This window comes from Endozoicomonas sp. ONNA2, from assembly GCF_024606365.1.
In the GTDB taxonomy this organism is placed as follows: Bacteria; Pseudomonadota; Gammaproteobacteria; order Pseudomonadales; family Endozoicomonadaceae; genus Endozoicomonas.
Genome location: NZ_JAHHPO010001076.1, coordinates 1 through 2,090, shown reverse-complemented (window position 1 = coordinate 2,090; position 2,090 = coordinate 1). Strand labels below are relative to the sequence as shown.

The window sequence follows — 2,090 nt, the reverse complement described above, 5'->3', positions numbered from 1 at the left end:
ATCCGAACGGAGTCAGGCAATGAGAATAGGGAAGTTATTTCCAGACAACTCCTTACTGTGGTCATTCATATCAATGGGGAAATGACTGCTCTCCACCAGAGACTTCACATGTTGCTGAATGGTATGGATATCTCTATCCAGACCAATCTCGGCCAGCTGTTGAGCAGTAATCCACCAGCTTTTGGGGATGCGCTTCCATATTGACTATTTTGGTAAAGATAGCGGCAAAGATAGCGGCAAAGACAGCGGCGATAAAAGCAAGAAACCCAAAAAAGGTCAGACGCCCCCACCAGAAGCCGTGATTAAGGCTATTCTGGAGAAGCACAATAAAGCCACTGATAGTCGTCGTTTTAATGCCATACTGGCAACCGCATCTATCAATAATGCCATTGATTACTACAAAAAGTTTAAAACCATTCAGGCTGCCCTTAAGGCAGAAGACGACGACTTTGAAACATTAAATATCGCCTGCGTTTTCTCACCACCCGCCCAGGCGCTGAGCCAGGAAAAAGGGGCTGAAAGCAATAAAAATGTCAAAGACATTAAACAGCTTCAGGACGAACTGGCACAGGAAAAAGCGGATAACCAGGTAGAACCGGAAAAGAAAAAGGCTGCACTTATCGCCATTATTGACGACTACAACCGTCAGTACCGCACTAACCACAGTATTAACGATTTCGACCTGTACTATCAGGATGTACAGCAGCGTATAAAAGACCAGAAATACAGCAATGCCGATTACCCCCGCTGTAATAAAATCGATATTGTTATTGTGGTGGATATGCTGCTCACCGGTTTTGACTCCAAATTCCTTAATACCTTATACGTGGATAAAAACCTCAAGTATCATGGTTTGATTCAGGCATTCTCACGCACCAACCGGGTACTGAATGACACCAAACCCTGGGGGAATATTCTCGATTTTCGGGGGCAGGAAAAAGAAGTCAATGAGGCTATTGAACTGTTCTCCGGTAGCGCCAAAGGCAAGGCCAGTGAGATTTGGCTGGTGGAGCCTGCGCCGGTGATGGTAGAAAAATACAAAGCGGCCGTCGATAAACTTCAGACCTTTATGGCAAACAAAGGGTTGGAATATGTACGCCCTCCGAAGTAGCCAACCTGAAAGGTGATGCTGCCAAGGCCGAATTTATTGACTGTTTTAAAGAGATCCAGAAACTGAAAACCAAACTGGATCAGTACACCGACCTGAACCAAGAGAACAAACAGGAAGTCGAGCAACTGCTACCCACCGACACCCTGCGTGGCTTTAAAGGCTCCTATCTGGAAACCGCCCAACAGCTCAAGCAGAAACAAAACGACGGTAGCAGTGAAGATGATGACACAATCCAGCAGCTGGATTTTGAATTTGTCCTCTTTGCCTCGGCGGTAATTGATTACTACTTCATTATGGGGTTGATTGCCAAATCCACCCAGACCACCAGTAAACAGACCATGACCCGTGCCGAGCTGATCGATATGGTCAGTGCCAACGCCAATTTAATGGAAGAGCGGGACGATATTATCGCATATATCAACAGCCTTCAGACCGGAGAAGCACTGAACGAAACTGCCATCCGTGAAGGTTATGAATCCTTTAAAGAAGCCAAGTCTGCGGAAGATGTGACGCTAATGGCTAACAATCACGGCCTGGCACCGGATACCCTGCAGGCATTTGTCAACAATGTGATGAAACGTATGATTTTTGATGGTGAACAATTGAGTGATTTGCTTGCCCCCCTTGAGCTGGGCTGGAAAGACCGCACGAAAAAAGAACTGGCTTTGATGGAGGACCTGGTACCTCATTTACACAAAATTGCCCAAGGTCGTGAAATTTCGGGGTTAGCGGTTTATGAGTAATCAGAATAGAAAAAGCCTGGTGCCGGAGTTGCGTTTTGCGGAGTATAGAACAGGGCCTGCTTGGCAAGAAACGAAAATAGGTGAAAACTTAAAAGAAAGCAGGATAAAAGGACACAAAGGGAATGTAGCCAAAAAACTCACAGTCAAACTATGGGGTAATGGCGTTCAGGAAAAGAGAGAAACGTATGTGCTCAAAAAGTACTGGTAAATATAAAGGACTATCGTAGAAAACCATT

At 45.5% G+C, this 2,090-nt stretch carries 4 protein-coding genes; all 4 read left to right on the top strand.

Features of this window, described 5'->3' with window-relative positions:
• A partial coding sequence (locus KDK14_RS19190; protein WP_257266819.1) for a hypothetical protein occupies positions 1-204 on the top strand: 204 nt, incomplete at its 5' end.
• Positions 188-1,111 (top strand): hypothetical protein, encoded by a 924-nt coding sequence (locus KDK14_RS19185; protein WP_257266818.1) that lies wholly within the window; start codon positions 188-190, stop codon positions 1,109-1,111. The genes KDK14_RS19190 and KDK14_RS19185, both read left to right, overlap by 17 nt.
• Positions 1,090-1,854: a hypothetical protein gene (locus KDK14_RS19180; protein WP_373691119.1), complete on the top strand. Its 765-nt coding sequence runs from the start codon at positions 1,090-1,092 to the stop codon at positions 1,852-1,854. The genes KDK14_RS19185 and KDK14_RS19180 overlap by 22 nt, the downstream gene beginning before the upstream one ends.
• Positions 1,847-2,062: a hypothetical protein gene (locus KDK14_RS19175; protein WP_257266817.1), complete on the top strand. Its 216-nt coding sequence runs from the start codon at positions 1,847-1,849 to the stop codon at positions 2,060-2,062. The genes KDK14_RS19180 and KDK14_RS19175 overlap by 8 nt, the downstream gene beginning before the upstream one ends.
• Positions 2,063-2,090: the final 28 nt, after the last annotated feature.